The organism is Pseudoduganella sp. OTU4001, from assembly GCF_038440195.1.
GTDB lineage: Bacteria > Pseudomonadota > Gammaproteobacteria > Burkholderiales > Burkholderiaceae_D > Rugamonas.
Map to the genome: position 1 here is coordinate 41,397 of NZ_JASATG010000018.1, position 24,405 is coordinate 65,801.

The following is a 24,405-nucleotide window of genomic DNA, read 5'->3' on the forward strand; positions in this document are numbered from 1 at the left end:
TCGTAGAGCGGGTTTTGTGGGCGGGAGAGCCGCTTATTCGACTTCGACGGTCTCCGGTGGCGGGGTGGGCGCCGCATCCGGTTCCGGGAACTCCAGCTTGATGCCTTCGGCATCGTCCAGGTCGACAATCACCTTGCCGCCGCTGACCAGGCGGCCGAACAGCAGTTCGTCGGCCAGCGCCTTGCGGATCATGTCCTGGATCAGGCGCGACATCGGGCGCGCACCCATCAGAGGATCGAAGCCCTTCTTCGCCAGGAACTTGCGCAGTTTCTCGCTGAAGATCGCTTCCACCTTCTTCTCATGCAGCTGCTCTTCCAGCTGCATCAGGAACTTGTCGACCACGCGCAGGATGATTTCCTCGTCCAGCGCGCGGAAGCTGATGGTCGCATCCAGGCGGTTGCGGAACTCCGGCGTGAACATGCGCTTGATGTCCGCCATCTCGTCGCCCGCTTCCTTGGTGTCGGTGAAGCCGATCGAACGCTTCTGCAGGCTTTCCGCGCCCGCATTGGTGGTCATGATGATGATCACGTTGCGGAAGTCGGCTTTGCGGCCGTTGTTGTCGGTCAGCGTGCCGTGGTCCATCACCTGCAGCAGGATATTGAAGATATCCGGATGCGCCTTCTCGATCTCGTCCAGCAACAGCACCGCGTGCGGCTTCTTGGTGATCGCCTCGGTCAGCAGGCCGCCCTGGTCGTAACCCACATAGCCAGGAGGCGCGCCGATCAGGCGGCTCACCGCATGGCGCTCCATGTACTCGGACATGTCGAAGCGGATCAGCTCAATGCCCAGGATGAAGGCCAGCTGCTTCGCCACCTCGGTCTTGCCGACGCCGGTCGGACCGGAGAACAGGAAGGAGCCGATCGGCTTGTCCTGCTTGCCCAGGCCGGCGCGCGACATCTTGATCGCGGAAGCCAGCGCCTCGATCGCAGGATCCTGGCCAAACACCACATTGCGCAGGTCGCGGTCGATGGTTTGCAGCTTGCTGCGGTCGTCCTGGTTGACGGTCTGCGGCGGAATACGCGCGATCTTGGAAATGATCTCCTCGATCTCGGTCTTGCCGATAGTTTTCTTCTGCTTCGACTTCGGCAGGATGCGCTGCGCGGCGCCCGCCTCGTCGATCACGTCGATCGCCTTGTCCGGCAGGTGGCGGTCGTTGATGAAGCGCGCCGCCAGCTCGGCCGCGGTCGACAGCGCCGACGACGAATACTTCACGCCATGGTGTTCTTCGAAGCGCGACTTCAGGCCGCGCAGGATCTGCACGGTCTGCTCCACGGTCGGCTCGTTCACGTCCACTTTCTGGAAGCGGCGGGACAGCGCATGGTCTTTCTCGAACACGCCACGGAACTCCGTGAAGGTGGTCGCCCCGATGCACTTCAGCTGGCCGTTGGCCAGGGCCGGTTTCAGCAGGTTGGACGCATCCAGGGTGCCGCCCGACGCCGAACCGGCGCCGATAATGGTGTGGATCTCGTCGATGAACAGGATGCCGTTCGGGTTATCCTTCAGCTGCTTCAGCACCGCCTTCAGGCGCTGCTCGAAGTCGCCGCGGTATTTGGTACCGGCCAGCAGCGCGCCCATGTCCAGCGAGTACACGACCGCATTGGTCAGCACTTCCGGCACATCGTTCTGGGTGATGCGGTAAGCCAGGCCTTCCGCGATGGCGGTCTTGCCCACGCCGGCCTCGCCCACCAGCAGCGGGTTGTTCTTGCGGCGGCGGCACAGGACCTGGATCACGCGGTCGACCTCGTCTTCGCGGCCGATCAGCGGGTCGATCTTGCCCTCGGCTGCTGCCTTGTTCAGGTTCTGGGTGAACTGGTCCAGCGGCGATTCCTTGGTCTGGCCTTCCGGTGCGGCGCCTTCTTCCACGCCTTCCGATGCCTTGCCGGAATCCATCTGCTGGTCCTTGCGTACGCCGTGCGAGATGAAGTTCACCACATCCAGGCGGGTTACGCCCTGCTGGTGCAAGTAGTAAACAGCGTGGGAATCCTTCTCGCCGAAAATCGCCACTAATACATTAGCGCCGGTCACTTCCTTCTTGCCGTTGGAAGCCGACTGCACATGCATGATGGCGCGCTGGATCACGCGCTGGAATCCCAGGGTTGGCTGGGTATCCACTTCGCCGGTGCCAGGCACGGTTGGGGTGTTATCGCCGATGAAGTTAGTCAGCGTCTTGCGCAGATCCTCAATATTCACTGCGCAGGCGCGCAGCACCTCGGCTGCCGATGGATTGTCCAGGAGGGCCAGCAGCAGGTGTTCCACGGTGATGAACTCATGCCGTGCCTGCCGCGCCTCGACAAACGCCATATGCAAACTTACTTCCAATTCCTGCGCAATCATACTTCCTCCATCACACATTGCAGGGGATGCCCCGCCTTGCGTGCATGCGTTAAAACAAACTCCACTTTGGTTGAAGCTATATCTTTAGAGAAAACGCCGCACACGCCTTTGCCGTAGCGATGGACACTCAGCATAATTTGTGTGGCCGTTTCCCGGTCCTTATTGAAATACTCCTGGATGATGGCCACTACAAACTCCATTGGAGTGTAGTCGTCATTGAGTAGCGCCACCTGGTACATAGGTGGCGGCTTAATCGCCTGCCGTTCCAGGACAGTTTCTGTGTCATGCTTGGTTGCCATACGCTTATATTCTAATGCTTTCAGACTGGATGCAACGCCCATTTAGAGGGGCGTTTCCATCAGTACTCATCTTACGCGTTTTCGCCGATTGCCGCAGATGGCGGTCGGGTTTGCCGAAATCAAGGGCAGTGAAAAAAGCTGTTGCAAAAATCTCACCATGTGTTAGTGAAAGCGCTTGACATTAAAAATTGTTCCGCCAACAATGCGATATCGACTTTGTGCAGATATGTACATGTGTTGGTAAGAAGTGAGTTGTCGAGGAGGGGGCAGGAAGCTTCTTGCTTTTATGGCTCGTGTGATTCGTTTTTATTGAAAGTTTTTTTAAAATGGCAACTGGTACCGTTAAGTGGTTCAATGACTCCAAAGGTTTTGGCTTCATCACTCCTGATGATGGCGGTGAGGATTTGTTCGCACACTTCTCCGCGATCAACATGAACGGCTTCAAGACCCTGAAAGAAGGTCAAAAAGTTCAGTTCGAAGTTACGCAAGGCCCTAAAGGCAAGCAAGCTTCCAACATCCAGACCGGCTAATCCCTGCCTCGGACAACGAAAAGCCCCGCCCCGCGGGGTTTTTTTTCGGCCCTACCCGCCATAAACTATGCAGAATTCGTCATGCATTTCCGCTTAATCAGCCGCACCGACGCGCCTGCCCTGCTGGAATTTGAGCTCGCCAACCGCACCTGGTTCGAGTCGCACATCGACGCCCGCCCGCCGGACTTCTATCACCTGGCCGGCGTGGCCGCGCATATCGACGACATCCTGGCCCGTCATGCGGCTGGCAGCATGCATCCGTGTTTGTTGGTGGAAGGCGACGGCACCATCGTTGGCCGCGGCAACCTGAAAGATATCGACCGGGATGCGGGGCGCGCCGAAGTGGGTTACCGGATTGCGGCTTCCGCCTGCGGGCGCGGCCTGGCGGGGGGCGCCCTGCGCCATCTGATGGAGCTGGCCTACGGCCAGTGGCAGCTAAGCCGACTGGACGCCCACGTCACCATCGCCAACGCCGCCTCCGCCCGCGTCCTCGAACGCGCCGGTTTCACTCTCGCCGGCCCCTCCCCCATCAAAGCCCTCGTCGCCGGCCAGCGGCTCGACTGCCTGCACTACCGGCACTTCGCCGACAGTTCACAGCAGGCGCTGCAACACGACACCTAGTAAAGAGATCTCGCCGCCGAGTACGGCAACCAATACGGCAAGCATCAGACCGATCGCCCATCTAAGTAGCGAAGCCATCTGATCGAAGCGCGCATCCATTTTGTCAAAGCGCGCATCCATTTTGTCGAAGCGCGCATCCACTCGCAACTCAAACCGATCGACACGCCCTTCAATCTTATCCAACTTCTTCTCGAAGCGATCCATTCGATCGTCCTGGCGGTCAAGGCGTTTGACGATTTCCGCCAGCGCATCACGCAGCAAAGCGAAGCCATCATTCATATGCTGGCGCAATTGCCTGATCTCAGCTTCAATTCCTGTCATGGCCCGCTCCAGTGCTGTAATCCGCAGTTCATGATCATTCTGCGACGGTTTCTGGCCGTCGTCCATCGGCGCACGTTCCATAGGATCCCCCTTTCTGGTTGCCTCGGTTGTTAGACTGCCAGCCGAAGGATCAGTTCCACGCTCGACAAAATAAAAACCCCGCCTCCTTGCGGATGGCGGGGCTCGCTTGCGCTGGCGGGGGCGCGGGGATTACATCTGCTCGATCATCACATCGCCGAAGCCGGAGCACGACACCTGGGTCGCGCCTTCCATCAGGCGGGCAAAGTCGTAAGTGACGCGCTTGGAGGTGATGGCTTTTTCCATCGCGGTGATGATCAGGTCAGCCGCCTCGGTCCAGCCCATATGGCGCAGCATCATTTCTGCCGACAGGATCAGCGAACCTGGGTTCACATAGTCCTTGCCGGCGTACTTCGGCGCAGTGCCGTGGGTCGCTTCGAACATGGCCACCGAGTCGGACAGGTTGGCGCCCGGGGCGATACCAATGCCGCCCACCTGCGCCGCCAGTGCGTCGGAAATGTAGTCGCCATTCAGGTTCAGGGTCGCGATCACCGAATACTCCGCCGGGCGCAGCAGGATCTGCTGCAGGAACGCGTCGGCGATGGAATCCTTGACCGTAATTTCGCGGCCAGTCTTTGGATTCTTGAATTTGCACCATGGGCCGCCGTCGATCAGCTCCGCGCCGAACTCCTTCTGCGCCAGCGCGTAGGCCCAGTCACGGAAGCCGCCTTCGGTGTACTTCATGATATTGCCCTTGTGGACAATGGTCACCGATGGCTTGTCGTTGTCGATCGCGTACTGGATCGCCTTGCGCACCAGGCGCTCGGTACCTTCGATCGACACCGGCTTGATGCCGATGCCCGAAGTCTCAGGGAAACGGATCTTCTTGACGCCCATTTCCTTGGTCAGGAATTCAATGATCTTCTTGGCGCCTTCAGTGCCCTGCTGGTATTCGATACCGGCGTAGATGTCTTCCGAGTTTTCACGGAAGATCACCATATCGGTCTTCTCAGGCTCGCGCACCGGCGAAGGCACGCCCTTGAAATAGCGCACCGGGCGCAGACAGACGTACAGGTCCAGCTCCTGGCGCAGCGCCACGTTCAGCGAACGGATGCCGCCGCCGACCGGGGTGGTCAGCGGGCCCTTGATGGAGACCACATAATCCTTCAGCACCTGCAGGGTTTCTTCCGGCAGCCACACATCGGGGCCATAGACCTTGGTCGACTTCTCGCCGGCGAAGATCTCCATCCAGCTGATCTTGCGCTTGCCGCCGTAAGACTTGGCCACTGCCGCATCGACCACCTTGATCATCACCGGGGTAATATCAACGCCAGTACCATCACCCTCCAGGTAAGGAATAATCGGGGTGTCCGGCACGTTCAGGGAATAATCGGCGTTGACGGTGATTTTCTGGCCGTCGGCAGGTACTTTGATATGTTGGTACATCGTGTTCTCCGAAGAAGGGTTAGAGCAGTCTTCTATAAGACATAAGACACTGGCGTTCCACATTATGCACCAGTATCTTACAGGGCGCTATACAATCCAGCCTATGCCACTGATACTTTTTAATAAACCTTTCCAGGTATTGTGCCAGTTTTCCCCTTCGGGAGATAAGGAAACGCTGGCCGACTACATCAAGATCCCGAACATCTACCCGGCTGGCCGCCTCGACTACGACAGCGAAGGCTTGATGCTGATGACGGACGACGGCAAGCTGCAGCACAAGATCGCCCACCCCGACCGCAAGGAAGCCAAGACCTACCTGGTGCAGGTGGAAGGCGTGCCCGACGCCGCCACCCTGGCACGCCTGCAGGCGCCGCTCGACCTGGGTGACTTCACCACCCAGCCCTGCAAGGCGGTGCGGATCGCCGATCCGGAATGGATCTGGCCGCGCAACCCGCCGATCCGCCAGCGCGCCGACCAGCCCACCTCCTGGCTGGCCCTCACTTTGCAAGAGGGGAAAAACCGCCAGGTGCGCCGCATGACGGCCGCCGTCGGCCACCCCACCCTGCGCCTGGTACGCTCCGCCATCGGCGGCATTTCCCTGGCCAGCCACCCGCTGATGCCGGGCGAGTGGATGGAAGTCTCGCCCGACGACTTGCGCCCAGCTTAAGTCAACGCCATCCGGCGCGACAGCGTTTATGAAGCAGGTTCATCAAGAACCTGCCTTCACTATATAAAAGGAGTCCGTCATGTCTAAGACTACTGTCGCGCTGCTTGCCTCCCTGCTTTCCCTCTCCGCCTTCGCCGCTGACCACCATATGAAGGGCTCGGCTTCGGCCTCCGCCGCTGCTTCGGCTGCCTCGATGGCCTCCGCCGCTTCGGCCGCATCGGCCGCATCGGCCGCATCGGCCGCTTCGGCAGCCTCCATGCACAAGGGCCAAAAAGCCAAGAAAGCCGCTTCGGCCGCCTCCGCCGCTTCGGCCGCCTCCGCTGCATCGGCAGCATCCGCCGCCTCGATGAAGTAAGCACAAAGCGAAAAACCCGCTATGGCGCAATGCCATGCGGGTTATTCCGGTACACCTGTTTGGCGGCTAGTGCCGCCAGCACACGAACTTAAGCGGACAGTGCCTTCAGGGCAGCTGCCAGACGGCTCTTGTGACGAGCAGCCTTGTTCTTGTGGATGATTTTCTTGTCAGCGATCGAGTCGATGGTCGACACGGAAGCCTGGAAGATGGTGGTAGCAGCAGCTTTGTCGCCAGCCTGGATCGCCTTGCGGACAGCCTTGATAGCGGTACGCAGGGTGGAACGCTGTGCGGAGTTGTGAGCGTTTTGCTTAACTGCTTGGCGAGCGCGTTTGCGCGCTTGTGCGGTATTTGCCATTTGAGAATCCTAATTCGTTGTCAAAGTTCGTTTGCAAACAATAGCGTTTGCCAAACCGGTGCGGTGTTTTCAGAGCCGGCTGAACGTCGTTGCCTGCCATACTGAATTCTGTACAGCCTTAGATTATAACGGGGTTTTGCCGCCAGGGCAATTCAAAATATAATCAGCCCCCATGAACCTGCTCAAAACCCTGGCCGCCATTTCCAGTATGACAATGCTGTCCCGTATCACGGGGCTCCTGCGCGAAATCCTCTTCTTCCGCGCATTCGGCGCGGGCGGGCTGACCGACGCGTTCTACATTGCCTTCCGCATCCCCAACCTGCTGCGCCGCCTGTTCGCCGAGGGCGCTTTTTCGCAGGCATTTGTGCCAATGTTGGCAGAATATAAAACCAAACAGGGCGAAGAAGCCACCCGCACCCTGGTCGACCATGTCGCCACGGTCCTGGTCTGGGCCACCCTGCTGACCAGCGCGGTCGGTATTATAGGTGCTCCGCTGTTCATCTACCTGATTGGCTCGGGCCTGAGCAAGGATCCGGCTTCGTTTGATGCCGCCGTCTGGATGACGCGCCTGATGTTCCCTTACATCGCCTGCATGTCTTTCGTGGCGCTTTCCAGCGGCATCCTGAATACCTGGCGACAGTTCAAGATCCCCGCCTTCACGCCGGTACTCCTGAACCTCTCCTTCATTGCTGCCGCCCTGTTCCTGGCGCCGCACCTGGCGCAGCCGGTGTACGCCATGGCGATTGCTGTCATGGTGGGCGGCATCCTGCAGGTGGCGCTCCAGATCCCATCGCTGGTGAAGATCGGCATGCTGCCGCGCCTGTCCTGGAATCCGCGCCATGGCCTGGCCGATCCGGGCGTGCGCCGCATGCTGAAGAATATGGTGCCGGCGCTGTTTGCGGTTTCGGTTGCGCAAATCAGCCTGATGATCAACACCACCTACGCCTCCTGGATGCAGGAAGGCAGCGTGTCCTGGCTGACCGCCGCCGACCGCCTGATGGAATTCCCCAATGCGCTGCTGGGCGTGGCGCTGGGCACCATCCTGCTGCCCAGCCTGTCCAAGGCCAGCCAGGAGCAAGACCATGCCGAGTATTCCGCCCTGCTGGACTGGGGCCTGCGCCTGACCTTCCTGCTCGCCCTGCCGGCTGCGGTGGGGATCGCGGTGCTGTCGCTGCCGCTGATTGCTACCCTGTTCCACAACGGCGCGTTTACTGACAAGGCAGCCCTCGGTTCGGCGCAGCCGCTGCTGGCCTATGCGGTCGGCCTGGTCGGCATCATCCTGGTGAAGTCGCTGACGCCAGCCTTCTATGCGCGCCAGGATGTGCGCACACCGGTCCGCATCGGCATCATTACCCTGGTGGCGACGCAGATCATGAATATCGGTTTCGTGTGGCAGTTCCAGGTGGCGGGCCTGGCGCTGTCGATCAGCGTGGCGGCCCTGCTGAATGCCGCCCTGCTCTATCGCGGCCTGCGCCGGAAGGGCATTTACGCGCCGCAGCCAGGATGGACCAAGTTCTTCCTGCGCCTGCTGGTGGCGGTCATCCTCATGGGCGTGGCGGGCTGGTTTGGCGCGCAGCAGTTCGACTGGCTGGGCATGCGCGGCCACGCCTTGATGCGCGCGGGTGCGCTGTTCCTGGTGATCGGGGCCTGCGTCGCGATCTACTTCGGCACCCTGTTCGCGCTCGGTTTCCGCCTGCGCGACTTCAAGCGCCGCGCCAAATAATCAGCGGCGCGGCGGGTCGGCCGGAGGCTGTTCCGGCTGCGGCTCCGGCGGTGGTTCGGCAGGCGGCTCTTGCGGCTCTTGCGGTGGTTCCGGCTCCGGCGGCGGTTCGGCCGGTTTGGGCGGCTCGGTTGGCTTGGGCGGTTCCTGCGGCATGCCGGGCTTGCTGCCGGGCGGCGGCATGCCAGGCTTGGCCGGCTGCTGGCCCGGCATCGGCTCGGCGCCCTTGCTGCCCGGGACCGTCACGCCCTCGCCGGTGAAGCGCCACTCGTCCAGGCGGGTCTTGCCCTCGAACGCCGCAAAGCGCGGCGGGAAGTTTGCGATCTTGATCGGCGCCGCTTTGGACAGGCTGTAAATGGCCAGGATGCCGCCATTCTCGGTCGCCTTCATGATGCCCCACTCCGCCTTGCCCGTCATCGGGTCGACGTAGATACGCCGCAAATGGCGGCGCATCTGCGGAAAGCGCGGGTCCTTCAGCAACTCCTGGAACGAATTCGGATAGCTCGGCTGCCCGGCCGGCGTGGCGGCGGCATAGCTGGCCAGCGCATTGCTGTACTCCATGCCGATATCGAGCAAGGCCTGTTCGGCTGCCGCGCGCTGCAAGGTGGCGCCCAGGCGCAGCGAGGCCGCGCCCACCAGGCCGATAACCATCACCAGGATCACCACGCTGACGTAGGTGAACCCGTGCTGCTTACCACTCCGAATAGGGCTTGCCGCTGCGGTCATTGCCGGGCGCTCCGCTCTTGATATCGGCCACACTGCCTTTGCTCACGTCATCCGGCGCGACGACGACCCAGCTGTCGCTCTTTTCCGTGATCGGGTCCATCGGCACGGCGCGCAGGTATTTTTTCTCCACCAGCTGTTCCAGGCTATCCGGATAGCGGCCGGTGTCGCCGTAGAACTGGTCGATGACGGCGCGTGTATTGCGCAGGTTATCGGCCAGGATGGTTTCCTTGGTCTTGTCCACGCTCGGGAAATAGCGCGGCACGGCGAGCGTCAGCAGCAAGGCGATAATGCCCAGCACCACCAGCAGCTCGATCAGCGTGAAGCCCTTTTTGTTCACCATTTCTTGTACGGCACGCCGTTCAGGCCTACCTGCTCCGAAGTCGAATACACATCAAAGACGTCTTCGCCCTCGCGCGGATCGTCCGCTTCGCTGGCGTAGCTGCGCTTGCCCCAGCTTTGGGAGCTGGTGGCGTTGCTGTCCGAACTGAACGGGTCGCGCGGGATGCGGCGCAGGAAGAAGATCTTGGCGCGCTTTGGGCTGCGCAGGTCGACCACGCCTTCCACCAGCACTTCCAGGTTGCGCGGGTAGCCGTTGCCGGTGATCGACTTGGCGATGCGGCCTTCGTCGTAGGCCACCTTGTAGTCGTCCAGCGCCTTGCGGATTTCATGCAGCGAACGTCGCAGCTCCTGTTCGTTGCGGCGCTGGACCACGGTCTGGCCGACCGGGATCGCCAGCATGGCCAGCATGCCCAGGATCGCCAGCGTCACCAGCAGTTCGATCAGCGTGAAACCGCGTGCGCGCATCGGTCTTATTCCTTGCGCTCCGTGCTGGCAGGCGGCTGCGGCTGCGGTTGCGCAGGCACCGGCGGCGCAGGGTCGGTCACGCTGGTGGCCTGGCCCGGCTGGCTGCCCGACAACGGGATGTTCTGCGGGACGGAGGTGGTTAGCGCCGGCACCGGCTGCGGCACGGCGACCGGCGCTGTGCCGGCTGGGCGCGCGCCCGGCAGCACCACTTGCTGGCGCGGCGTCACGTCAGGCTTGCGGCGGAAGTTGGCTTCCGTACCGGCCGAGAACTCGGCAGCCGAGGTCTCCGGCCGCTGCAGGTTGCGCACCAGGTGCGGCGTAATCGACAGCACGATTTCCGTCTTCTGCTTGTCGTCCAGCTGGGAGCCGAACAGACGTCCCAGGATCGGGATATCGCCCAGGCCCGGCACGCGGTCCGCCGTGCTGCGCTCCTCATTATTGATCAGGCCCGCCAGCACCTGGTTCTCGCCATCCTTCAGCTGCAGGAAGGTGGATGCCTGGCGCGTACCGATCTGGTACGCCGTGGTACCCGATTTAGTCTGGATCTGCTGGATCAGGTTCGACACTTCCAGCGCGATGCGGATGCCGACTTCGTTATTCAGGTAGATGGTCGGCTCGGCGTTCAGCGTCAGGCCGACATCGACATAGCTCACCGACTCATAGGCAAAGCCCTGCGTGCCCGGCGACACGGTGGTGGTAATCACCGGCACCTTCTCGCCGATCACCACCTTGGCCTTTTCCTTGTTGCGCACGCGGATGCGCGGGCTGGCCAACAGGTTGGTATCGCCGTCGGTTTTCTTCAGGTTGATGTTGGCGCCCAGCGCCGATACGCCAATGTAATTGCGGTTGATGAAGTCCAGGTCGCGCAGGGTCAGCGGCGTCGCCGTCTTACCGGAATTCAGCACCGACAGGCCGACGGTGTTCGGCCACTCGATGCCCAGCTCCATCAGGCGGCTGCGCTTGATCTCCAGGATCTCCACGTCCAGCATCACTTCCGGCTCCGGCTGGTCCTGCATGGCGACGATCTTCTCGGCCAGCTTCACCGCGTCGGCGCTGTCGCGCAGGATCACCAGGTTGAGCTTTTCGTCCGCCACCACATCGCGCGACTTCAGGATGGTCTTCAGCGTATTGGCCACGCTCTTGGCTTCCGCATTGGACAGGTAGAAGGTGCGCACCACCGTCTCCTGGTACTCCTTCAGCTTGGCCGCGGTGTTCGGGTAGATCAGGATGGTATTGCCGTCCATGACCTGCTGCTCCAGCTGGTTGGTCATCAGCAGGAAATAGATCGCCGATTCCACCGTGCTGTTCTTCAGCATGATGGTGGTGCGCGCGTCGCTTTTCACGTCCTTGTCGAAGATGAAATTCAGGCCCGAGCGGCGCGAGACGATGTCGAACACCTGCTTCAGCGGAGCTTCGCGGAATTCAATGGTGATCGGCGTCTTGTAGGCTTTGGACAGCCCGGACTCCGCCGGCACCTGCGGCATCTGCTCATTGATCGCGCGCATCAGCGCGCGGCCGCGCACATGCTCCGGCTTCTCGGCCAGCACCGTGTTGACGCGGTTCTTCGCCGCCTCGTATTCCCTTTGTTCCAGGCTGACGCTGGCCTGCGCCAGCAGCTTGTCATGGCGGTCGGCCATTTCCAGCGCCCGCATGCCGGCGCGCGCACGTTCGTCCTGCGGATTCATCACCAGCACGCGCTGGAAGTTCTGTGCGGCCAGGTCGTACTTGCCGTCGTTGACGTAGCGGTCGGCCTGCTCCAGCAAGCGGATGCTGTTGCGGTCGCGCGCCTCGTAAAAGGCGGAGCGGTAGACGGGATTGCCCGGTTCGCGGCTGATCGCTTCCTGGAATTTCAGCAGGCTGGCTTCGACCTGGTCTTTCTCGGCCAGGCCGCGGCCCTCGCGGTAGGCCATTTCGGCCGCGCAGCCGGACAGCGCCAGCACCAGCACGGACAGGGTCAGCGTTCTCAGACTTGGCTTCACTCAATCACTCCAATATGTAGCTGCTGCACCTGGTTCATGGGCAGGTAGGTCATCGTCAACGTCGGCGGCGCGATATTGTCCACGCGGTATGCGCCGTCGATCTGGGTGCCTTTACGCACCACAAAGGTTTGTTCGCCGCGGCCCAGGTAGACTTCCCACTGGCCGTCGGCAGCCGCTTTGCCGAGGAACTGGAATGGCAGCGGCGGTGCGGTGGGCGGCGGTGGCGGCGGCGGTTTCAGGCTCTCGGGAGGCGGCGGTGGTGGCGGCGGATTCCAGGTCTGGCCGCCAAAGACGCCATCCTTGCTCTTGAACGAGCCCTCGCCCACCGCGCCGATCAGTTCCTCGCGCGGTACCAGGCGCAGGATCGCGGCCTGGCCGGGCCGCGCTGCGGGCGTAGCCGCCGCCGCTACGGCCGGCGCCGCGGTGGCGGCCGTATTGCGCGCCGGCTTGCGCTCGACCGCCTCGGCCACGGCATCGCCCGGCGTGCGGTCGCCGAACAGCACCAGCGCTGCGGCGCCCACCAGGGCCACGCCCATCAGGATATGGCGCGGCTTCATGGCTGCTCCTTCAAATACAGCGTAAAGCGCACGCGCGCCTCCACCACCGGCTCGGTGATGGTCTCGCGGCGGAAGGCAATATCGTCCAGCGCCGCGAACGGGATCGCCCCCAGCGCCTGCAGGCTGAATTGCCAGATATTCTGGTATGCCCCCTTCACCGGCAGCGTGACCTGGTAGGCCGCCACGCCGCTGGCCTTGTCCATGCTGAATTTGTAATCGCCCTGGTCCAGCGCCAGGCCGGTCTTGGCGGCGATATCGAACAATTGCTTGACCTGCTGCTCGGCATGGCGCTTCTCGCCCAGCGTGGCGTAGAAGTGGGCCAGGTTTTCATTGGCGCTGGGCGGCGGCGCGGCCTGCACCAGTTGCGGCGGCGCCGGCGGCAGCGGTAAGCGCGCCAGCTGCCGCGCCTTGAGCGACCAGGCCAGCGCCAGCGCTCCCGCCAGCAGCAGGGCCAGCGCGATGCAGACAGCAGGGCCAAGGCGCATGGCCAGTAAACGCGCGCGCAGCATGAGGGCGGAAACGTTCATCGCGCCCTCCACTGCACCTCGACCTGGAACCGCAATGGGCGGTTCGGGTCCTGGTCGTTGATTTCGTGCCGCAGCAATGCCGCGCCGCTAAAGAATTCCTGCTGTTTCAATTGCTCGATATAGCCCACCATATCGTCGGCATTTTTCGCTTCGGCGGTGATCTTCAGGGTCTGCTTGCGCGGGTCCGGATCCAGCGCCAGCAAGGCCACCGCGGGCGAGCTGGCGGCGGCCACCGCGTCCTGCAGCTGGCGCCACGGCAGGTTCAGTTGCAGCACGGCAGCGTTGACGGCTATAGCCTGCGCTTCCGGTATCGCCACTTCCGGCTGCCGCTGCGGCGCGCGCACGGCGGCGGCCTGCTTGCGCTCCTGGGCGCGCAGCGCAGCGTCGCGCGCGGCCTGCTGCTGCGACGCCTGCACGCCAAGCACCGTCCCGGCCACCAGCAGCGCGGCGCCCGCCATTCCGGCAACCAGCGCGGCGGGATGCATGCGGTACAGGGCGCGCCGCCAGCCGCGTGGGGCGAAATCGATCTGCATCGGCTTCATGCGGCGGCTCCCAGCGCAGCGGTAGCAATGTGCTTATCGGTGCTGGCGGGCTTGGCCAGCGCCGGCGGCAGCTCGCCGCTCAGCTGGATCAATGACGGCGCAGCCAGGCCAAGCAGCAGTGCTTCGCGCTGGGCGGCCTGGGTCAGCCAGTAATGGTCGGCGCCATGCGGGACGGCGATATGGCGCAAGGCGCGCAGCTGGCCATCCTCGCAGGCAGCCAGCGCCAGCACGCTGCCCTGCACGACACCGAACCAGGCGTTGTCCTTCAGGGCGCCGGCATGGCGGTTCCATGCCAGCACAAAGTGCGGCACGATGGCGGTGGCGGTCAGCGCATGCTTCGTGCAAGCGGCCTCGATGGCGGCCTGCAAAACGCGCGGGATGGCGGCGGCCATGAACGGCTCCGCAGCGCTCCAGTCGGCGCTGATATGCCAGGCCGCCGGCAATTCGCCGTACAGCGTGTGGAAGCGCAGCGCGGCGGCGGCCTCCAGGTCGGCCAGCCGTGCTGCCTGGGCGGGCGGCGCCACCTGCCACAAGCGCACCAGTTCATCGGACAGGACGAAGCAGGCGGCCATGCCGGACACGTCCTGCCCGGCCAACAGCGCGTCCAGCGCGGCGCCAAGTACGTCCGGCGCAGCCAGCTGCTGCCCGGCCAGCAGCTCCGGCGCGGCCTTGCTCCAGCGCCGCACGCGCAGCAGGCGCAAGGCCTGCCCCGTGATCTCGATCCGCAGCGACTGCGTGAAGTTCTTAAGCATGCAAAGTCACCCGCTTGATTTCCGCCGGCGTGGTATCGCCACGGCGCACCAGTTCCAGCGCCGCGTGGCGCAGGCTGCGCGTGCCGTTGGCATACGCTGCCGCCTTGATTTGCCGGATCGGTTTCTTCTCCACGATCAGTTCGCGGATTTCATCGTTCAGGGTCAGGATTTCCGCAATCGAGCGCCGCCCCTTGAAACCGGTGCCACGGCAATCGCCGCAACCCTTGCCTTCCTTGAAGCGGTATTCGTAGGCATCGGCGCGCGTCAGGCCGACGCTGGCCAGTTCCTCGTCGGTCGGCGTCACCTCCACCGCGCAATGCGGGCAATTGATACGCACCAGGCGCTGGGCCCAGATGCCGTTCAGCGCCGACACGAAGGCATACGGGTCGATCCCCATGTGCGTGAAGCGCCCGAACACATCGAACACATTATTGGCGTGCACCGTGGTCAGCACCAGGTGGCCGGTCAGCGCCGACTGTACGGCGATCTCCGCCGTTTCGCGGTCGCGGATCTCGCCCACCATGATCTTGTCCGGGTCATGCCGCAGGATCGAGCGCAAGCCCTTGGCGAAGGTCAGGCCCTTCTTCTCATTGACCGGAATCTGCAGGATGCCCGGCAGCTGGTATTCCACCGGGTCTTCGATGGTGATGATCTTTTCGCGCCCGTTATGGATCTCGGTCAGCGCGGCATACAGCGTGGTGGTCTTGCCGGAGCCGGTCGGGCCGGTCACCAGCAGCATGCCGTACGCCTCCTGCGCCAGCGAGCGCAAGGTCGCCAGCGACGGCGCATCGAAGCCCAGCGCCTCCAGCGTCAGCGATCCATAGGATTCGATCATGGCGCGCTTGTCCAGGATACGGATCACCGCATCCTCGCCGTGGATCGACGGCATGATCGACACCCGCAGGTCGATCTCGCGTCCCATCGACTCCACGCGGAACGATCCGTCCTGCGGCACGCGGCGTTCGGCGATATCCAGTTCGGCCAGCACCTTCAGGCGCGAAATGATCTGCTCCGCCACGTCGACGCCGTTGACCGCCGTCGCATGGTCCAGCACGCCGTCCACGCGGTACTTCACGGCCAGGCCGCCGGCGGTCGATTCCAGGTGGATGTCGGACGCGCCGGCCTTGAGCGCATCGTACAGCGTCGAATTGACCAGCCGCACCGCAGGCGAAGCGCCCTCCGACACGGAAGCAAACGACAGCACGGCCGCCGTCTTGCCGTCGCGCCGCGCGCCCTCGCCGCCCGACACCAGGGTATCGACGGCGCGCGCCGACTCCTCCTGCTTCGACAGGTAAGCCTGGATATCGGCCTGCAGCGCCAGCCGCAATTGCAGCGGCGCCGCCGCCGTGCAGCGCGCCTGCGTCGCCAGCCAGGTTTGCAGGTCCAGGTCGAACGGGTCGGCAATCACGCCCACCGCCGCGCCGTCGTGGGAGCGCAGCAGCACGCAATGGCGCGCCATCGCCTGCGACAGCGGCAGCAGGTCGAAGGCCGGCTCGAACGCCAGCATATCGACCGTCTCCAGCACCGCCAGCCCGAACGGCAAGGCCAGCGCCCGCACCGCCACGCGCGGCTCGATGCCGGACAATTGCTCCAGCTCCTCCACCAGGCTGCGCTTCGATTGCAGGCATTGCGCACGCGCCTTGGCCAGCATGGCCGCGTCCAGTACCGGAACGTTCATGACATCTCTCCGGCAAGATCAAAGATAGGCATATACAGCAGCACCACAATAGCACCAACCACCAGGCCGATGCCGGCCATCAGCAAGGGCTCGAACGTACGCGTGAAGCGGTCGATCCAGCGGCTGATCTCACCGTCGTAGAAAGCCGCCGACTGCGTCAGCATCGCCCCCATCTCGCCGGTACGCTCGCCCACGCGCAGCATGCGCAGCGAAATCGGCGTGGTCAGTCCGTTGGCCTCGAAGGCCGCCGACAGCGGCAGGCCAGCCTCGATCATGGCGCGCGCGCCCTGCAGCCCCTGCTTCACGTTGGCCGACACCATGCCCTGCACGGTATCGACCGCATTCAGGATGGTGATACCGCCTTCGCTCAGCATGCCCAAGGTCAGGTACAGGCGCGACAATTCATAAATGCGCACCCGCTCGCCCACGCCCGGCAGGCGTCCCAGCAGGCGCGCCATGCCGCCGCTGCGCACCAGGCGCCGCACGCCGAACACCGCGCCGCCGACCAGCGCTGCGATACCGGCCAGCAGCGGCCCCGTATGCGCCGCCGCGAACTGGCCCCAGGTCAGCATCACTTGCGACATCCATGGCAGGTTGCGCCCCGCGCCCTGGTACACCTCGGCAAAGCGCGGCACCACATAACCGATCAGGAACAGCGACACGCCGCCGCCCACCAGCAGCAGGATGCAGGGATAGATGGCGGCGCTCACCAGCTTGGCGCGCACCAGGTCCACCCGCTGCTGGTAATCGATAAAGCGTTCGAGTGAGCGCGGCAGGTCGCTGGTGCCCTCCGCCGCCTTGACGATGCCCACATACAGCGGCGGGAACAATTGCGGCTGCTCCGCCAGCACGGTGGAGAAACGCTGGCCTTCGCGCAGGCCGCCCAGCAGGCGTTCCAGCACGCTGCGCGTGGCCGGCGCGGATTCCTTTTCCAGCAGCGCCTCCAGCGCCTCCACCACCCCCAGGCCCGCATTCAGCAGCGCCAGCAGCTCCTGGCTGAACAGGACCAATGACAGCGCCTTGGCCTTGCCCGCCCGCAGGCCGTTGCCGCGCGGCGTTATCGCGCTGACAAACAGGCCGCGCGCCTCCACCTGGCGGCGCGCGTCAGCCTCGTCACGGCCATCGATCACGAGCTGGCCGATCACCATATCGGGTGACAGGGTGCGGACTTCGAATTGCATATCCTGGACCGGCTGCCCTTACTGGGAGCTGATATCCGCGTTATCGCCCTCGCCGCCCGGCTGGCCATCCTTGCCGAGGGAGGTCATTTCATATTCCGCCTTGGCGCCCGGCGCCTTGTACTGGTATGGGCGGCCCCATGGATCCGGCGGCACGCCCTTCTTCAGGTAAGGGCCATTCCACTTGGCGCCCGCCGCAGCGGGAGCGGCCAGCAGTGCGCCCAGGCCCTCTTCGGTGGTAGGATAGCGGCCGACATCCAGGCGGTAGGTATCGAGCGCTTTCTCGAAAGCCTCGATCTGCGCCTTGGCGACCGTGACTTCCGACTTGCCCAGCTGGGAAAAGTATTTCGGGCCAACGTAAGCGGCCAGCAAACCAATGATGACGATCACCACCAGCAGCTCAAGCAGGGTGAAACCTTGGTCAGCCTTGCTACGAATCCTTGCTGCAAACATCCGTACTACCTCCGCCTAGAATAGAACGGCAAAGGCTACCATGCGGTTTTAGGTTTAGACAATTTTTTCTGCGGTGCGCTGGCAGCAGCAGCAGCGCGTCACAGATTTCGTTAAATTGTTAACAAAAGTGTCGCGAATACCTCACAGTTACTCGGACACCGCCCCCGCCTCGCTGCGCAACTGGCAGGCGCCGGCCCGGCATTGGGCGCCCGGGTCCATCACGAAGCGGCAATCGCTCACCAGGCCGCTGGCCTTGTTGCTGGCCTCGCGCTCCTTGCGGTAGCGCTCGGCCAGTTTGGCTGCTTGTTCCGGGCTGGTTTTGGCGGTCGAATAGGCCAGGTAGGATTCCGGGCCGCCGCAGGACTTGGCCCCTACCGGCACAGTGCGGCACTGCTGGTCGGAAGTGCAGGCGGAATAATTGCCCAGGGCTTTGAGCTGGGCCAGGGTGTCGGACTGGGCGTGGCTGCTGCCCCAGGCGAAGCAGGCCAGCAGGATGGCGGGTCGTTTCATGATTCCATCATCGCCCCGGCGGGGCCAGCGGTCAACCCTGCTGCAACGCCATTCCCTGTTGCGCCTGCTGCATGCACGGTATCAGCATTTGCAGCAGCCGCGCTTCGCGCGCTCCGGCCGCGTAAGGCATGCCCAGCAAGGCAAAGGCGACATCGCCTGCACCATGAACCAGGCCATGGCCGAATTCGCCCGCCTCCAGCGCCAGCGGCTGGCCGTGACTAGCGCGCCAGGCCGCCAGCCAGGCATTGGCCGGTCCGCCGCTGGCATCGCACAGCGCCGCCGACTGCACCGACGCCAGCGTAACGCTGTGCAGGCATTCCACTGCGCGCACGCGGCCATCGTCGCCGAGTTCCAGGCACAACAGGACACGGTGCGGCAGCAGCGCCTGCAAGGCGCCCTGGCTCCACAGAAAGAAATCGCGCGGGGCCGCCACGGCGCGCCCCTTCTCGATGGCGTGCAGCAGGTACTCCTGCTCGTTGCTGTTCAAAATTACCATGGTGCTTGTATTGGTCCAGATAGACGAGTGACTATGCACGATGAAAAGTGCCGCCCGCCAATACAATTTTGCTTAGAGATTAATATTTTCCGCAAATAAATCACGCTGCGCCCCGGGAAAGGGCGACTGAAACGGCAGAGATGGCGCAGTACCACGCCCTGGGCCGTGGCGTCCGCACATCGGATCATCCCGCCGTGCTGCGGGCCACGGCATGTGCGCGGTTGTTAACACCGAGCTGGCGGTACAGACGCTGCAAGTGATTTTTGACGGTCAGCCCGCTGATTCCCAGCAAGCGGCCGATTTCCTCGTTGCTTTTTCCCTCGCGCAGCCATTGCAGGATCTCGGCCTGGCGCGGCGACACCGCCCGCGGCGCTGGCGCCATCGCCGCGGTGGCGATGCGCTGTATTGCCAGATGCAGGTACGGCAGCAGCAATTGCAGCAGCCAGGTCTCGCGGAAGCCGGCAGCGGCCGGCAAGTCCAGCAGCACGAAAGCGCTGCCGCCCGCCGCCAGCGGGCCGCAGCCATGCAGCAGGCCGTGCCCCATGGCGCCCGCTTGCAGGCCCAGCGGCTGGGCGCCCGCCTGCTGCCATTGGCGCAGCCAGGCCGGCACCGGGCCTTGGACGCCGTCGCATAACAGCGCCCGCTCCGACGGGGCCAGCACCGTACCGTGCAGGCATTCGACCTTGCGCGCCCTACCCTGCTCGTCGAGCTGGACGCACAGCAGCACGCCGTGCGGCAACAGGGCTTGTAAAGCCCCTTGGCTCCACAGGAACAGCTCGCGCTGGCTGGCGATCGCATGCGCGCCATCCAGCGCATGCAGCAGGTATTCCTGCTCGCGGACGTTCGGGCTCAGCATTGTGCGTGGAACCGGTAGCCGCTGCCGCGCACGGTCTGGATCGCGCCCTGCAGGCCGCTCGGCTGCAAGGCATTGCGCAGGCGGCCCACATGGGTGTCCACCGTGCGCTCATCGAGGAAGACGTGGCTGCCCCACACCTGGTCCAGCAACTGGGCGCGGCTATGCACACGCCCCGGGTGGTGCATCAGGTAATTCAGCAGGCGGAATTCCACGCGCCCCAGGCAGAGCTGGCGCTCGCCTGCCGTCACGCTCAAGGTTTGCGGATCGAGGCGCAGTCCAGCCACTTGCACGGCGCCGGGGATGGCTGCCGGGCGGCGCCGGCGCAACACTGCATGCAGCCGAGCAATGGTCTCGCGCGGCGCCAGCGGCTTGCAGATAAAGTCGTCCGCCCCGCTTTCCAGCGCCAGCACCTTGTCCTGCTCGGAGCAGCGCGCGCTCAGCATCAGGATCGGCAGCTCACTCGTCGCCGGTGCTGCGCGCCAGCGACGGATCACCCCCAGGCCCGACAGGCCCGGCAAGTCCCACTCCAGCAGCACCGCTTCCGGCAAGCCGCGCTCCAGCGCGTCCAGGGCCGTCAAGGCATCGCCGAAGCATCGCACGGCATAGCCCGCCTGGCCCAGGTTCTGGGTCAGGAGTTGCTGTACGGCAGGATCGCTGTCGATGACGAAGATGGTGAAGGACATGACAAAAGCGCTGATCGAGATGAGGAAAACTATGGATCATGCCAAGTCCTGAGCACTAATACAATTTTATTTCTGCATTAATATTTAATTGAAATAAATACCTTTTTCACTCTGCGGCTAGCAAATGAAAAGGCACCTTGGGAGCCGAAACTCCCAAGGTGCCTGTAGCGTTTCTACAACCGGCCAGGTCAGGCGCGGCGCTGGCGGCGGGCAACGCCCAGCATCATAAGGCCGAGCGCGGCCAACGCCATGGCGCCAGGCTCGGGAACCTGGTTGGCGTCTGCATTTGGCGCAACCACATCGGGGATGGCGCCCGGCTGGCCATTCGGCAGCAGCTGGTACGTCAGTTCCAGCAGGGAGCCGCCCAGCAGTTCTTCAGCGCTGTTCAGCGCAAAGATGCTGAAAGTGGAATTGTCCAGCGCCGACGCTTCGCCCGAGAACGACAGCATGAAGCTGAAGACGCCGCCAAAGGTGGCCTTGTAGTACACGTCGTTAAAGCCGGCGGTGTTCAGCAACTGGAAGCCGCCCGGCACCGCACTGGCGTCGCCCATGGTGTCGAAGTTGGCCGGATCCAGGTCGAAGCCCTGCAAATCGCTCATGGTGGCGGTAACGGCAGGACCGCTGCCCTGACCGCTGAACACGAAGTCCAGGTAGCCGGTATTGCCCGCGCCATACTGCGCGGTGTTCACCGATACCAGGTACATGGTGCCGGCCATGGCCTGGCTGCCTGCGCCCAGCGCCAGCAGCAGCGCCAGGGTGCGGAAGATGCTCTTGAAGATATTGGTTTTCATCGTTTAGTCCTTTTTCATCCTTAGAACGAACCGGTCAGCACTTGCGGCACGTAGTTGATTGCGGCCTTGGCCGGGTTGTTGAACTTGACCTGGAACGCTACCTGCGCACCGGCTGCCAGCGATGGCGCCACAGTGATGTAAGGCACACCGTTGACCGCGCCCGATGCATTGGCCAGAGTTACGCCGGCTGGCAGGCCAGGCACCAGGTAATGCACCGGACCGGCCAGGGCTGCGCCGCTGTTGTTGGTCACCCAGACATTGCCGGTGGCGACGCTGCTGCCGCGGCTCTGTACCAGGCCGGCGCGCTGCACCAGCATGCCGGCGGTCACATCCGAGTAGGTGGCGTCCAGGTTCAGCGCGATCACCACTGGATCGTGGTCGGAAGCGCGGTATGGCAGCGCGTTGTACAGCGCCAGCGCCGCCGCGTTCTTGTCCTCCAGGTTATAGTCCAGCACTTCCGGCTCGTCCGCGTTCACGTTCCACTCGGTGGCGCCGGCCACCTGCGCGCTCAGCGAAGTGCTGGCCAGCGCGTGGTCCAGGTAGCCGCTCTCGCCGCCGAACACATAGGAGTGCGGCATGGTCACCGGACGCACGAAGCGCTCCAGCTGGTTTTCGAAACCGGCAGCGGTCATAATCTGGATCGGGTCTTCCATGCCGTACGAGTTCATGTCTCCGATCAGCAGCACGTCGTCGTCGCCGGCAGCAGCCTTCACTTGCGGCACAAAGACATTGACCAGCTGCTGCGCCTGCGCCATGCGGTCGCCGTTGAAGCAGCTCTGGCCATCGCCCTTGTCGGCGTTGGCGCCGGACGCGCCGCTGCAGCGTTTGGACTTCAGGTGGTTGACGATCAGGCTGAATTTGGCGCCGTTGTTGGCCTTAAAAGTCTGCGCCATCGGCGGACGGTCGTTGACCGCATTGGCATCGGACAGCGCGTTGCCGACCAGGGCCAGCTTGCCTGGCTTGTAGATCATCGCCACGCGGATCGCATCGGTGCCGGTGGCAACCGGCTTCGGTACGTACGCGTACTCCACTTTGCCGTAGGCGGTGTTCAGTGCATCGACCAGATAGCTGGCGGCGTAGTCGCCGTTGTTCTGGATTTCCATCAGGCCCACCACGTCGGCATCGATCGCCTTCAGCTTGGCGACGATCTTGTCGCGCTGGCGCACGAACTCCTGCATATTGTTGGCGCCGCGGCAGTTGCTAGCGCTGATCTTGCCGCCCAGTTCGCAGCCCTGGCCGGAAGCGCCGGTAACGTCCTTGCCATCGACGAAGGTGGTGAAGAAGTTCAGCACATTGGCGCTGGCCACGCGCACATTGCCGGCCACGATGTCCGGCGCTGCGGTGCGCGGGTTGGCGCGCGAGAAGACCGGGGTTTCGGTCGGCTGCAGCTTGAAGCCTGCGCCGCCGCTGCCCAGTGCGCCGAAGTCGATCACGCCGGTCAGGCCGCTGACGGTGTCGCCGGTGCGCACGGTGCCGTCTTCGCCGATGTACGGCACGGTGGCCGGGGTGACGAAGATGCCGTCATCCAACGTGATCATATTGGCCGCGTTGGCGGCCGCCATGGCGATGGCTTCCGCGCTGCGCGGCGCATAGCGGTTGGTCGGGATCTCGCGGCGGCCCACGGCCAGCGTCAGTTCGCCGCGGCTGCCCAACGATTCATTGGCATTGACGGTCAGTTCGCCGTTCAAGCGCACCAGCATGCCTTCCACATCGGCCAGGTTGGTGCCCAGCAGGTCGATGTTTTGCGGCATGATCGCGTGGCCGCTGCTTTGCACCACGGTCGAGGTCACGCTGGCCAGTTCGGTGTAGCTGCGGGTCGCGCCACTTGGCTTGTATTCGGTCACGGTGCCGGTCACGCGCACCAGGTCGCCGACCGCCACGGTGACCGGGCTGGCGGCCATGTAGACGAACATGCCGTCCGAGGTGGTCGGGTCGCCGTCGCCCGTCGCATCCTGGATGAAGTAGCCGCTACCCACCTTGGCCGTCACTACGCCTTCCGTGGTGACCTTGACGCCGGCGAACGGGCTGGTTGCGCCGGAACCCTGTACCTGGTACACCGGCAGCACGGTGCCGGCTGCCAGTTCCACGGACACGTTGACGGTGCAGCTGGCGTTCTGGCCCTGGCCATTGGTGAACTTCACCGCCACTGGATAGGTGCCGGCTGCCACGTTGGGCGCGGCCACCAGGCTCACACTGGCGCTGCCGCCGATGGCGCCCGCTGCAGTCAGGGCGCCCAGGCTCAGGCCCGGCACGGCAGCCGAAGTAATGGTGGCGCCGTTGACGATGCCGTCGGCGTCCGACGCCGACAGCGGGATGCTGCCGCCGGCGCCGAAGGTCAGGCTCGCACTCGCTGGGCAGGCCGGGACGATCGGCAGGGCTGGCGTACCGCCGCCGCTGCACACGTTCAGCGGACTGTTCATGTGGCGTGGCGCCGGCGTGGCGACGGTGAAGTCGCCAGCGTTGTTGTCGGTGTCGGTACAGCCATTGCCGGCGCGGAAAGCCGCCAGGGTAGTGCTGATGCTTGGCGTGGGGCCGGTCGCGCCTTCAAAGCCGTTGGTGCCGGTGCCATAACCCACCAGGTCCAGCAAGGTTGCCAGGCGCGGATTGGCCGGGTTGGTGACGGTCATCGGCGTGGTGTTGCTGACCAGGGCGATCTTGCCCGCTGCCGCGGCCATCGGGATGGAGCCGGACTGGTTGTAGTCCAGCAGGTCGCTGCCGGAACCGCTGGCATTGGTTGCCAGCCGCACCAGGTAGTACTGGCCTGGCTGCAGCGTGACGTCGGACAGCACCAGCATATTGGTCCAGCTACTGCCGCTGCTCGATGCGTACTGCAGGCTCCAGCCATTCAGGGACTGCGGCACGCTGCCCCGGTTGAACAGTTCGACGTAGTCGGACTTCAGCAGCGCGCCGCCGTTGCCCCCCGCGCCGTAGACCTGGCTGATGACGACGTCGGCCGCCGATGCCCCCAGGCTGGCCAACAAGGCTGCCGCGCAAGCCGTTGCGCGCAGTACGAATCGTGTAGTCATATGAGTTACCCCGGAAAATATTTACAGAAAGGAACTTTCTGTTGCTGTTTACATATTAACTCTTTGATATGACCAATTGGTGACAGGGCATTAGTCCGAACGGACTAATGGCACCGCGCCGCCCTATGAAAAGGCGGCCGCGCGGCACCGCAGCCACGGTGGCATGGCTACAACAGCCTGG

Annotated in this window: 27 protein-coding genes; 5 read left to right on the plus strand and 22 right to left on the minus strand. The window is 63.7% G+C overall.

What is annotated here, in order from left to right; translation table 11 throughout:
• Positions 1-33: 33 nt before the first annotated feature.
• On the minus strand, positions 34-2,334 hold the full coding sequence (gene clpA, locus AAHE99_RS16865; protein WP_342118517.1) for an ATP-dependent Clp protease ATP-binding subunit ClpA: 2,301 nt from the start codon (positions 2,332-2,334) through the stop codon (positions 34-36).
• Entirely contained in the window at positions 2,331-2,633 is a 303-nt protein-coding gene (clpS, locus tag AAHE99_RS16870) for an ATP-dependent Clp protease adapter ClpS (RefSeq protein ID WP_055937573.1), read from the minus strand. Before clpS ends, clpA begins: the two co-directional genes overlap by 4 nt.
• Positions 2,634-2,959: 326 nt before the next feature.
• Here clpS and cspE point away from each other — a divergent pair, with 326 nt between their 5' ends.
• Complete coding sequence (cspE, locus tag AAHE99_RS16875; protein ID WP_342118518.1) at positions 2,960-3,163, plus strand: transcription antiterminator/RNA stability regulator CspE; 204 nt, start codon at positions 2,960-2,962, stop codon at positions 3,161-3,163.
• 81 nt (positions 3,164-3,244) lie between these two features.
• Positions 3,245-3,784, plus strand: coding sequence for a GNAT family N-acetyltransferase (locus AAHE99_RS16880; RefSeq protein WP_342118519.1), 540 nt, complete (start codon positions 3,245-3,247; stop codon positions 3,782-3,784).
• Here the strand turns inward: AAHE99_RS16880 and AAHE99_RS16885 are convergent.
• Together AAHE99_RS16885 and icd are read right to left on the minus strand one after the other, a co-directional pair.
• Positions 3,755-4,186, minus strand: a complete 432-nt coding sequence (locus AAHE99_RS16885; RefSeq protein WP_342118520.1) for a hypothetical protein — start codon at positions 4,184-4,186, stop codon at positions 3,755-3,757. The genes AAHE99_RS16880 and AAHE99_RS16885 overlap by 30 nt on opposite strands.
• A 129-nt stretch (positions 4,187-4,315) precedes the next feature.
• Entirely contained in the window at positions 4,316-5,569 is a 1,254-nt protein-coding gene (icd, locus tag AAHE99_RS16890) for an NADP-dependent isocitrate dehydrogenase (protein ID WP_342118521.1), read from the minus strand.
• 103 nt (positions 5,570-5,672) lie between these two features.
• Here icd and AAHE99_RS16895 point away from each other — a divergent pair, with 103 nt between their 5' ends.
• Together AAHE99_RS16895 and AAHE99_RS16900 are read left to right on the plus strand one after the other, a co-directional pair.
• Entirely contained in the window at positions 5,673-6,236 is a 564-nt protein-coding gene (locus AAHE99_RS16895) for a pseudouridine synthase (RefSeq protein ID WP_342118522.1), read from the plus strand.
• Between the two features lie 79 nt (positions 6,237-6,315).
• Positions 6,316-6,591 carry a hypothetical protein gene (locus AAHE99_RS16900; protein ID WP_342118523.1) on the plus strand — a complete coding sequence of 92 codons (276 nt, stop codon included), beginning with the start codon at positions 6,316-6,318 and terminating at the stop codon, positions 6,589-6,591.
• Positions 6,592-6,679: 88 nt separating this feature from the next.
• Here the strand turns inward: AAHE99_RS16900 and rpsT are convergent, their stop codons facing one another.
• Positions 6,680-6,946: a 30S ribosomal protein S20 gene (gene rpsT, locus AAHE99_RS16905; RefSeq protein ID WP_055937377.1), complete on the minus strand. Its 267-nt coding sequence runs from the start codon at positions 6,944-6,946 to the stop codon at positions 6,680-6,682.
• 172 nt (positions 6,947-7,118) lie between these two features.
• On the opposite strand from rpsT, the gene murJ reads away from it, so the two are divergent.
• Entirely contained in the window at positions 7,119-8,669 is a 1,551-nt protein-coding gene (gene murJ, locus AAHE99_RS16910; RefSeq protein WP_342118524.1) for a murein biosynthesis integral membrane protein MurJ, read from the plus strand.
• Here the strand turns inward: murJ and AAHE99_RS16915 are convergent, their stop codons facing one another.
• The 17 genes from AAHE99_RS16915 to AAHE99_RS16995 form a co-directional block, all read right to left on the minus strand.
• Positions 8,670-9,392, minus strand: a complete 723-nt coding sequence (locus AAHE99_RS16915) for a type II secretion system protein (protein ID WP_342118525.1) — start codon at positions 9,390-9,392, stop codon at positions 8,670-8,672.
• Positions 9,358-9,732: a type II secretion system protein gene (locus tag AAHE99_RS16920; RefSeq protein WP_342118526.1), complete on the minus strand. Its 375-nt coding sequence runs from the start codon at positions 9,730-9,732 to the stop codon at positions 9,358-9,360. The genes AAHE99_RS16915 and AAHE99_RS16920 overlap by 35 nt, the downstream gene beginning before the upstream one ends.
• A complete protein-coding gene (locus tag AAHE99_RS16925; RefSeq protein ID WP_342118527.1) occupies positions 9,726-10,196 on the minus strand; it encodes a type II secretion system protein in 471 nt (156 codons plus the stop codon). Before AAHE99_RS16925 ends, AAHE99_RS16920 begins: the two co-directional genes overlap by 7 nt.
• 5 nt (positions 10,197-10,201) lie before the next feature.
• Positions 10,202-12,175, minus strand: coding sequence for a secretin N-terminal domain-containing protein (locus AAHE99_RS16930; protein ID WP_342118528.1), 1,974 nt, complete (start codon positions 12,173-12,175; stop codon positions 10,202-10,204).
• The gene (locus tag AAHE99_RS16935) at positions 12,172-12,732 is read right to left on the minus strand and encodes a hypothetical protein (RefSeq protein ID WP_342118529.1); all 561 of its coding nucleotides are present in this window, start codon (positions 12,730-12,732) and stop codon (positions 12,172-12,174) included. The genes AAHE99_RS16930 and AAHE99_RS16935 overlap by 4 nt, the downstream gene beginning before the upstream one ends.
• Positions 12,729-13,259, minus strand: coding sequence for a hypothetical protein (locus AAHE99_RS16940; RefSeq protein WP_342118530.1), 531 nt, complete (start codon positions 13,257-13,259; stop codon positions 12,729-12,731). The genes AAHE99_RS16935 and AAHE99_RS16940 overlap by 4 nt, the downstream gene beginning before the upstream one ends.
• Entirely contained in the window at positions 13,256-13,801 is a 546-nt protein-coding gene (locus AAHE99_RS16945) for a hypothetical protein (RefSeq protein ID WP_342118531.1), read from the minus strand. Before AAHE99_RS16945 ends, AAHE99_RS16940 begins: the two co-directional genes overlap by 4 nt.
• Positions 13,798-14,553: a hypothetical protein gene (locus AAHE99_RS16950; RefSeq protein ID WP_342118532.1), complete on the minus strand. Its 756-nt coding sequence runs from the start codon at positions 14,551-14,553 to the stop codon at positions 13,798-13,800. Before AAHE99_RS16950 ends, AAHE99_RS16945 begins: the two co-directional genes overlap by 4 nt.
• Positions 14,546-16,231: a GspE/PulE family protein gene (locus AAHE99_RS16955; RefSeq protein ID WP_342118533.1), complete on the minus strand. Its 1,686-nt coding sequence runs from the start codon at positions 16,229-16,231 to the stop codon at positions 14,546-14,548. Before AAHE99_RS16955 ends, AAHE99_RS16950 begins: the two co-directional genes overlap by 8 nt.
• The gene (locus tag AAHE99_RS16960) at positions 16,228-17,412 is read right to left on the minus strand and encodes a type II secretion system F family protein (protein ID WP_342118534.1); all 1,185 of its coding nucleotides are present in this window, start codon (positions 17,410-17,412) and stop codon (positions 16,228-16,230) included. Before AAHE99_RS16960 ends, AAHE99_RS16955 begins: the two co-directional genes overlap by 4 nt.
• 18 nt (positions 17,413-17,430) lie before the next feature.
• Entirely contained in the window at positions 17,431-17,862 is a 432-nt protein-coding gene (gene gspG, locus AAHE99_RS16965; protein WP_342118535.1) for a type II secretion system major pseudopilin GspG, read from the minus strand.
• Between the two features lie 147 nt (positions 17,863-18,009).
• Positions 18,010-18,372 carry a hypothetical protein gene (locus AAHE99_RS16970; protein WP_342118536.1) on the minus strand — a complete coding sequence of 121 codons (363 nt, stop codon included), beginning with the start codon at positions 18,370-18,372 and terminating at the stop codon, positions 18,010-18,012.
• 31 nt (positions 18,373-18,403) lie between these two features.
• Positions 18,404-18,868 (minus strand): hypothetical protein, encoded by a 465-nt coding sequence (locus AAHE99_RS16975; RefSeq protein ID WP_342118537.1) that lies wholly within the window; start codon positions 18,866-18,868, stop codon positions 18,404-18,406.
• Between the two features lie 184 nt (positions 18,869-19,052).
• Positions 19,053-19,724, minus strand: a complete 672-nt coding sequence (locus AAHE99_RS16980; RefSeq protein ID WP_342118538.1) for a LuxR C-terminal-related transcriptional regulator — start codon at positions 19,722-19,724, stop codon at positions 19,053-19,055.
• Positions 19,718-20,407, minus strand: coding sequence for a response regulator transcription factor (locus AAHE99_RS16985; RefSeq protein WP_342118539.1), 690 nt, complete (start codon positions 20,405-20,407; stop codon positions 19,718-19,720). The genes AAHE99_RS16980 and AAHE99_RS16985 overlap by 7 nt, the downstream gene beginning before the upstream one ends.
• A 188-nt stretch (positions 20,408-20,595) precedes the next feature.
• A complete protein-coding gene (locus AAHE99_RS16990; protein ID WP_342118540.1) occupies positions 20,596-21,198 on the minus strand; it encodes an NF038129 family PEP-CTERM protein in 603 nt (200 codons plus the stop codon).
• 20 nt (positions 21,199-21,218) lie between these two features.
• A complete protein-coding gene (locus AAHE99_RS16995) occupies positions 21,219-24,224 on the minus strand; it encodes an ExeM/NucH family extracellular endonuclease (RefSeq protein ID WP_342118541.1) in 3,006 nt (1,001 codons plus the stop codon).
• Between the last annotated feature and the right edge of the window lie 181 nt (positions 24,225-24,405).

Excerpts from the sequence above, each read along its gene's own strand:
- AAHE99_RS16895 (WP_342118522.1), top strand. The coding sequence starts at position 5,673 with ATGCCACTGATACTTTTTAATAAACCTTTCCAGGTATTGTGCCAGTTT.
- gspG (WP_342118535.1), bottom strand. The coding sequence starts at position 17,862 with ATGTTTGCAGCAAGGATTCGTAGCAAGGCTGACCAAGGTTTCACCCTG.
- murJ (WP_342118524.1), top strand. The coding sequence starts at position 7,119 with ATGAACCTGCTCAAAACCCTGGCCGCCATTTCCAGTATGACAATGCTG.
- icd (WP_342118521.1), bottom strand. The coding sequence starts at position 5,569 with ATGTACCAACATATCAAAGTACCTGCCGACGGCCAGAAAATCACCGTC.
- AAHE99_RS16915 (WP_342118525.1), bottom strand. The coding sequence starts at position 9,392 with ATGACCGCAGCGGCAAGCCCTATTCGGAGTGGTAAGCAGCACGGGTTC.
- cspE (WP_342118518.1), top strand. The coding sequence starts at position 2,960 with ATGGCAACTGGTACCGTTAAGTGGTTCAATGACTCCAAAGGTTTTGGC.
- AAHE99_RS16880 (WP_342118519.1), top strand. The coding sequence starts at position 3,245 with ATGCATTTCCGCTTAATCAGCCGCACCGACGCGCCTGCCCTGCTGGAA.
- clpS (WP_055937573.1), bottom strand. The coding sequence starts at position 2,633 with ATGGCAACCAAGCATGACACAGAAACTGTCCTGGAACGGCAGGCGATT.
- clpA (WP_342118517.1), bottom strand. The coding sequence starts at position 2,334 with ATGATTGCGCAGGAATTGGAAGTAAGTTTGCATATGGCGTTTGTCGAG.
- AAHE99_RS16980 (WP_342118538.1), bottom strand. The coding sequence starts at position 19,724 with ATGCTGAGCCCGAACGTCCGCGAGCAGGAATACCTGCTGCATGCGCTG.
- AAHE99_RS16950 (WP_342118532.1), bottom strand. The coding sequence starts at position 14,553 with ATGCTTAAGAACTTCACGCAGTCGCTGCGGATCGAGATCACGGGGCAG.
- AAHE99_RS16935 (WP_342118529.1), bottom strand. The coding sequence starts at position 12,732 with ATGAAGCCGCGCCATATCCTGATGGGCGTGGCCCTGGTGGGCGCCGCA.
- AAHE99_RS16900 (WP_342118523.1), top strand. The coding sequence starts at position 6,316 with ATGTCTAAGACTACTGTCGCGCTGCTTGCCTCCCTGCTTTCCCTCTCC.
- AAHE99_RS16990 (WP_342118540.1), bottom strand. The coding sequence starts at position 21,198 with ATGAAAACCAATATCTTCAAGAGCATCTTCCGCACCCTGGCGCTGCTG.
- AAHE99_RS16925 (WP_342118527.1), bottom strand. The coding sequence starts at position 10,196 with ATGCGCGCACGCGGTTTCACGCTGATCGAACTGCTGGTGACGCTGGCG.
- AAHE99_RS16970 (WP_342118536.1), bottom strand. The coding sequence starts at position 18,372 with ATGAAACGACCCGCCATCCTGCTGGCCTGCTTCGCCTGGGGCAGCAGC.
- AAHE99_RS16945 (WP_342118531.1), bottom strand. The coding sequence starts at position 13,801 with ATGAAGCCGATGCAGATCGATTTCGCCCCACGCGGCTGGCGGCGCGCC.
- AAHE99_RS16955 (WP_342118533.1), bottom strand. The coding sequence starts at position 16,231 with ATGAACGTTCCGGTACTGGACGCGGCCATGCTGGCCAAGGCGCGTGCG.
- AAHE99_RS16940 (WP_342118530.1), bottom strand. The coding sequence starts at position 13,259 with ATGAACGTTTCCGCCCTCATGCTGCGCGCGCGTTTACTGGCCATGCGC.
- AAHE99_RS16960 (WP_342118534.1), bottom strand. The coding sequence starts at position 17,412 with ATGCAATTCGAAGTCCGCACCCTGTCACCCGATATGGTGATCGGCCAG.
- AAHE99_RS16920 (WP_342118526.1), bottom strand. The coding sequence starts at position 9,732 with ATGGTGAACAAAAAGGGCTTCACGCTGATCGAGCTGCTGGTGGTGCTG.
- rpsT (WP_055937377.1), bottom strand. The coding sequence starts at position 6,946 with ATGGCAAATACCGCACAAGCGCGCAAACGCGCTCGCCAAGCAGTTAAG.
- AAHE99_RS16885 (WP_342118520.1), bottom strand. The coding sequence starts at position 4,186 with ATGGAACGTGCGCCGATGGACGACGGCCAGAAACCGTCGCAGAATGAT.
- AAHE99_RS16975 (WP_342118537.1), bottom strand. The coding sequence starts at position 18,868 with ATGGTAATTTTGAACAGCAACGAGCAGGAGTACCTGCTGCACGCCATC.
- AAHE99_RS16995 (WP_342118541.1), bottom strand. The coding sequence starts at position 24,224 with ATGACTACACGATTCGTACTGCGCGCAACGGCTTGCGCGGCAGCCTTG.
- AAHE99_RS16985 (WP_342118539.1), bottom strand. The coding sequence starts at position 20,407 with ATGTCCTTCACCATCTTCGTCATCGACAGCGATCCTGCCGTACAGCAA.